Raw genomic sequence first — 5,103 nt, forward strand, 5'->3', positions numbered from 1 at the left:
ACAGTGCCATCATCTGCTCCATGGGGTGAGAACAAGCATGAAGGGCAAAACGGGTGTTAAATCGATCGGCACCGGTGGTGGGTAAACGACTCCAATGTCCCTCATGAATTCCTACAGCCATGTCCAAATCCTCGCAGGCCGCCCAAAAGGGTTCATAGGCTGGATCGCTCAAAATTCTGCCTTTAACGGGATTAGGGCGCAAAAAAACCGCCTTCCAGCCCAAGTTCGCCATACGGTGTAGCTCTTTGACCATATCTTCGGGATCGTGTTGATTGACTGCAGCGACTCCTTTCAGTCTAGCGGGGTCATAGCTACAAAATTCTTCATATAACCATGTATTGTAAGCACGGACAAAAGCCCCCATCACTTCAGCAGGTAGGCTATCAATGGCAAATAACCACAGTCCGTAATTAGGATAAATAAAAGCTACATCTATGCCCATTTGTGTCATAGATTGAACATGGGACTCTGGGTTATAGCGGTTGAGATAAGCATGGGGATGAGCTTGCATCATCTGCTTATTCCCTTCTGCTTGGACTTGTGGGGAGATTTTTTGACTAATCGGTTCTCCTTTGATTTTCATGTCAGCAGAAGGGGCAAATTCCCTAAATTTAGGTTCTAGGTATTGTCCCCACATTGCGGGGGGTTCAATGACATGGGAATCAGCATCAATAATTTTGTACCCGTTGAGCATAGCGATTTTTCGGCAATTTTCTACCTAAATTATATTTGATTGGGAAAAAGCGGTCCCTTTTTTTAGGCTTTTTTTTCATCCCCTAAAACTCCATGGATTGATTGGGTTAAACTTGATACAACACTTTATTAAACTTAACGAATGGAAGCGATTGAATTTAAAATGATTCTTCATCATGGCACAGTTGTCATTCCCCCTGAATACCCCTCTAAGTGGGAAGGTAAGGCGATACGTGTGATACTCTGAAGGGGTTTTGAGCTTGACTCAACCTTCTAAGATACATATAATGTATGTATAACATTTGAATATGATCCCAGAAAAGCAAAAACCAACTGGCAAAAGCACGGTGTTTCCTTTGCAGAAGCTGAAATGGTGTTTTTTGATCCCCTCGCTATTCATGATCTTGATCCCGATTGTATAACAGAAGAACGTTTTATTGCAGTGGGGATGGGAAACATGGGATCACTATTAGTGGTTATTTATACTTTGCGGGGTGAAGTCATTCCCTTGATTTCCGCTCGTCGTGCTACAAAACAAGAGAGAAAAACTTATGAGAAAGGAATATGATTTTTCTAAAGGAAAACGAGGGGCGCTCATTTCCTCTCAGGGAAAAACACGCATTACCATTTATCTAGATGATGAGATTCTAGCTTATTTTCGAGAACAGGCTGAAACCGCAGGAATGGGTTATCAAACCCTAATTAATGAGGCTTTAAAACAATATATCCAATCTCCTTCTGAGCGATCGCTCACTCAGTCCGATTTACGTCGTATTCTTCGGGAAGAATTATCAGCCCTCCAATAATGTTGCTTATGATAGTTACAAGTTAGCCGATCGCTGTCTGTTTTCAAGGATTGCGATCGCTTTTTAATTTTTTCTTGTCAAAGTTTAGTTAAACGGTAAGAGGGGTAATTTTGTAAAGATGTGCTAAATTGGAAGCTTTTTGTAGATCACCTTGACGAAGGGCTTCTCGGACATCATCTAATTTTTGAGCGTCTTCTAATGATAAATAGGGCGACCATCCTTCGGGAGTCTCAATCAGTTCTACTTCCACTTCAGCCATGTACTCTCCAATGTGGATAAGTTTAATGTGAGGCTTTTTTGTCATGGTTTTCTCCTTGTAAAATCACTTGACCAACGTGCTGGATCAGATCTATAGGCAGTGACTAGAACAGCAGGCGATTCGGTATTCTTGGCTATACCCCAAACCACATGAACGGGTTTACCCTGACTATCTTTCTGTAAGACTAGCACACAACGCCCTTGAGGATATTCCGGGTAATCTTCGAGAATGACAGCTTCTCTAATACCTGTTATCACATCCCTTACCAGAATACCGTCATTTGCTAGTTCATCGTAGCCATGGGCTGATATTTTGACTTGCCCACGGGAAAGTAAAGCCAGAACTAATTGGAAGGTTATACTCATCATCTAATCATAGCATCTCTTTATTCAAGGAAGAAGGCGATCGCTGTCTGTTTTCAAGAATTGCGATCGCTTTTTTGCTGCCTTCTTTTCATCCCCTGAAACCGCTACAAGTCAGAGGGTAAAAGGGTTTTGAGAATTTTAGCCGAATGATTAATTCATTTGTTCTACTTAAGGAATTAGGGAGTCATACCATAAAGTGACCCTTTGAATCTAATATAAATCTAATATAAATCTAATATGAAAGTTAATATTCTACTCAAAAAAACCTATTAGAAAAGTATTAACTTTAGAGATTGCCATTACTCAAAATAAAACTTATTCTGGTATCAAAGGTGATTAAACAAATCACTTTTGAGCCAAAAGACAAGGCATTTTGCTTAAGGCACTATGGCTAACTCGAAAAATTCAGAAGGAGAATCAACAATGGCTGCTGATCAATATACTATCTATATCGTCAACGAATCCTCAAGTACACAAATTTTTTGGTGTTTTTTAGAGCGTCCACAAGAACTTGCCAGCGATCCTAAAGTTTTTGCTAACTCCAACACCAACCTGCAAATTGCTTCTCGGCAACCTGGGATAAATTCATTTACTATACCCGTGCAGTATATAGTAGCAGCAGGAGCAAGTAATAATGCTGTTGCTCCGAACATTCTGGTCCAATCCAGTGTCACGAATAATGCTAATTTAGGAGATCAGTGGGAAACTTTCTACGCTAGTGTGCCTCCTAATGCGGGACCAACAATGACGAGATATGGCACGTCAGGTCCCTCACAGTCAATTCAGATGGCGTCCAGTCCATTTGAAAAAGAAAAGAACGAAGCCCTCGCATGGTATTCTAACATGACCTTTGGGATTCGAACATCACAAGGTTTTATGGGTATGACTTGGTCTCCTGATCCTAACCAACAAAGAACCTTAACCCCAAAATTATCATTCTATGTGACCATTGGAAACTACGACTCAAATTCTTTGGCCGACTTTACTACTGTATCTAGAAGTGCTGCGGAAATCTCAGTTCCATCTTCGTTTGATATACTCAATCAGACCACTGTAACATATACCTCCTCTGGAACATGGATTGTAACTCCAGGAAAACCCAAATCCTCAACCGCAATGTTAGCTGCCAGTAATTCCATCGATAGCTTGATTCAGATTGAGCATTACCTATCAAAGGCTCATGCTGATTTGATTGATTCAGTCAAACTCAGCCTTAGCAATCCCGTTTTGTCATCTAGCTCATCGCAAGAGGACTGTGAGGCGAAAATTTAAACATTACCCTCAATAGCTAAAATTTAGTGCGATCGTCTTTTTTCTCACTGCGATCGCCCCTTCTTCTAGATTAGGTTGAAACAACAAAACCCAACACTAATAAAGGTGTGTTACTGCGGTGACACACCTTTTACTATCAGCGGCGATCGCTTATAGATCTCTCTATTGGTCAAACTTTGGCAAGACGCGATCGCAGAGGAAAAATTGTTATTCCGCCATCAGGATATGCTATAAATGGGGGATATTTCAGTTGGCAAAGTGGCAATGATTTGGAACTAGCATTTGAAGGGGATAAACAGAAAGCAAAAATAAATCAAAGAAAACGTAACATTTCTTTTGAAGAAGCATCCACCGTATTTGATGATCCCTTAGCTGTAAATTTCGATGATCCTGACCATTCTACAGGAGAGAATCGCTATCTTATAATAGGTTGATCAGATCAAGGTAAATTTCTATTTGTTTCTTATACGGATCGTGATCATAAAATTCGTTTAATTAGTGCAAGATTAGTTACACCCAAAGAAAGGAGATATTATGAACGAGAAAATCCAAGATGAATTAGAAGATGACTTGCGAGAAGAATATGATTTAAGTCAACTTAAAAATCCTGTTCGCGGAAAATATTACCAACAGTATCGGGAAGGTCATAGCGTTACTATTCATCATGAAGATGGAACAAAAACGGTTGAACATTTTCCAGCGCAAAATGATGTAATTATTCTTGATCCTGATGTTAAAAAGTATTTTCCTAATTCGGAATCCGTTAATGCTACTTTAAGAAGTTTAATTAAATTAATTCCTCAATAATAGTGCGATGCCTACGGCACTGCATAGCAGCACGCCCCTTCTTCTCGATTAGTTTGAAACAACGAAACCCAAGACTATTTAAGGTGTGTTACTGCGGTGATGCAGCTTTTACCTATCAGTTATAATGGAAAGGTTTGAAGCCTAGACTTTCATCAAATGATGCTCATCTCTCTGAAAAATCCGGGTATCGTATCGTACATAGTGTAATGTCGTTGTCACTACATTATGTTAAAATAATTAAGTTTGGAATTACACACCCATCTTATGAGTAGTAAAACAAAAAGTAAGACTCCGCGTAATACCCTAAATTTGCGAATTAAGCCAGAAGAACGCAATTTGATCGATATGGCAGCCAAAGTGCAAGGTAAGAATAGAACTGATTTTATTTTGGAAGCCGCGCGGAATGCTGCGGAGGAAACTTTGCTCGAACGTACTATTTTTTGGGCTAGTCCAGAGGCTTATGCAGAATTTATCGCACTTCTAGATGCACCACCTCAACCTAATGAACGTTTACGCAAAACCATGCAGACGCTCGCACCTTGGGAGAAGGAATGAATTTGACACCACCTGAACCTCTGGCTAGTTATCACTCAATCACTGATTTTTCCTGCGGAATTACTTCTCTTGATGATTGGTTGAAGCGTCGAGCTTATGCTAATCAAGCCAGTGGTGCAACTAGAACTTTTGTTACCTGCGTTGACAATAGGGTAGTTGGGTATTACGCCCTTGCTTCCGGGGCGATTAGTATACAATCAGCTAATGTTGACACTCCCCGCTCTAAAGAGACGGGGATTCTTGGTTCACAGAGATTACTTGCTTAGACAGAATTGCTTCTGAAAAAGTAGAGGTATTCTCTCCCCAAGCGTTTATTGGATCGAGCCCAAAGGTTCCGGTATGCCCT

Annotated in this window: 9 protein-coding genes and 1 pseudogene; 7 read left to right on the plus strand and 3 right to left on the minus strand. The window is 40.4% G+C overall.

Translation table 11 applies throughout. The features are described 5' to 3' along the window. A partial coding sequence (locus tag PX484_RS20575) for an amidohydrolase family protein (protein ID WP_288105313.1) occupies nucleotides 1-694 on the minus strand: 694 nt, incomplete at its 3' end. Nucleotides 695-988: 294 nt separating this feature from the next. Here PX484_RS20575 and PX484_RS20580 point away from each other — a divergent pair. Continuing rightward, complete coding sequence (locus PX484_RS20580) at nucleotides 989-1,261, plus strand: BrnT family toxin (RefSeq protein ID WP_016516511.1); 273 nt, start codon at nucleotides 989-991, stop codon at nucleotides 1,259-1,261. Continuing rightward, nucleotides 1,245-1,499 carry a BrnA antitoxin family protein gene (locus PX484_RS20585; protein WP_002738362.1) on the plus strand — a complete coding sequence of 85 codons (255 nt, stop codon included), beginning with the start codon at nucleotides 1,245-1,247 and terminating at the stop codon, nucleotides 1,497-1,499. Before PX484_RS20580 ends, PX484_RS20585 begins: the two co-directional genes overlap by 17 nt. 88 nt (nucleotides 1,500-1,587) lie before the next feature. Here PX484_RS20585 and PX484_RS20590 read toward each other — a convergent pair whose 3' ends face one another. Together PX484_RS20590 and PX484_RS20595 are read right to left on the minus strand one after the other, a co-directional pair. After that, a complete protein-coding gene (locus PX484_RS20590; protein WP_002757627.1) occupies nucleotides 1,588-1,803 on the minus strand; it encodes a hypothetical protein in 216 nt (71 codons plus the stop codon). Then, nucleotides 1,800-2,126, minus strand: coding sequence for a DUF4258 domain-containing protein (locus PX484_RS20595; protein ID WP_287767193.1), 327 nt, complete (start codon nucleotides 2,124-2,126; stop codon nucleotides 1,800-1,802). The genes PX484_RS20590 and PX484_RS20595 overlap by 4 nt, the downstream gene beginning before the upstream one ends. A gap of 420 nt (nucleotides 2,127-2,546) precedes the next feature. Between PX484_RS20595 and PX484_RS20600 the strand changes: the two genes are divergently transcribed. The 5 genes and pseudogenes from PX484_RS20600 (at nucleotide 2,547) to PX484_RS20620 (ending at nucleotide 5,023) form a co-directional block, all read left to right on the plus strand. Next, nucleotides 2,547-3,395 (plus strand): hypothetical protein, encoded by an 849-nt coding sequence (locus PX484_RS20600; protein ID WP_002778807.1) that lies wholly within the window; start codon nucleotides 2,547-2,549, stop codon nucleotides 3,393-3,395. Nucleotides 3,396-3,664: 269 nt separating this feature from the next. Continuing rightward, nucleotides 3,665-3,952, plus strand: a pseudogene (locus PX484_RS20605) (BrnT family toxin). Continuing rightward, nucleotides 3,930-4,202 (plus strand): hypothetical protein, encoded by a 273-nt coding sequence (locus tag PX484_RS20610; RefSeq protein ID WP_002799473.1) that lies wholly within the window; start codon nucleotides 3,930-3,932, stop codon nucleotides 4,200-4,202. The pseudogene PX484_RS20605 and the gene PX484_RS20610 overlap by 23 nt, the downstream one beginning before the upstream one ends. 264 nt (nucleotides 4,203-4,466) lie before the next feature. Then, nucleotides 4,467-4,757: a type II toxin-antitoxin system TacA family antitoxin gene (locus tag PX484_RS20615; protein ID WP_002778803.1), complete on the plus strand. Its 291-nt coding sequence runs from the start codon at nucleotides 4,467-4,469 to the stop codon at nucleotides 4,755-4,757. Next, nucleotides 4,754-5,023, plus strand: a complete 270-nt coding sequence (locus PX484_RS20620; RefSeq protein WP_287767198.1) for a hypothetical protein — start codon at nucleotides 4,754-4,756, stop codon at nucleotides 5,021-5,023. The genes PX484_RS20615 and PX484_RS20620 overlap by 4 nt, the downstream gene beginning before the upstream one ends. Nucleotides 5,024-5,103 lie beyond the last annotated feature (80 nt).

It is taken from the genome of Microcystis sp. M49636_WE2 (assembly GCF_030065375.1).
Classification (GTDB): domain Bacteria; phylum Cyanobacteriota; class Cyanobacteriia; order Cyanobacteriales; family Microcystaceae; genus Microcystis; species Microcystis aeruginosa_C.

Coding starts and splice junctions, on each gene's coding strand:
- PX484_RS20585 (WP_002738362.1), top strand. CDS start 1,245: ATGAGAAAGGAATATGATTTTTCTAAAGGAAAACGAGGGGCGCTCATT.
- PX484_RS20590 (WP_002757627.1), bottom strand. CDS start 1,803: ATGACAAAAAAGCCTCACATTAAACTTATCCACATTGGAGAGTACATG.
- PX484_RS20595 (WP_287767193.1), bottom strand. CDS start 2,126: ATGATGAGTATAACCTTCCAATTAGTTCTGGCTTTACTTTCCCGTGGG.
- PX484_RS20600 (WP_002778807.1), top strand. CDS start 2,547: ATGGCTGCTGATCAATATACTATCTATATCGTCAACGAATCCTCAAGT.
- PX484_RS20610 (WP_002799473.1), top strand. CDS start 3,930: ATGAACGAGAAAATCCAAGATGAATTAGAAGATGACTTGCGAGAAGAA.
- PX484_RS20615 (WP_002778803.1), top strand. CDS start 4,467: ATGAGTAGTAAAACAAAAAGTAAGACTCCGCGTAATACCCTAAATTTG.
- PX484_RS20620 (WP_287767198.1), top strand. CDS start 4,754: ATGAATTTGACACCACCTGAACCTCTGGCTAGTTATCACTCAATCACT.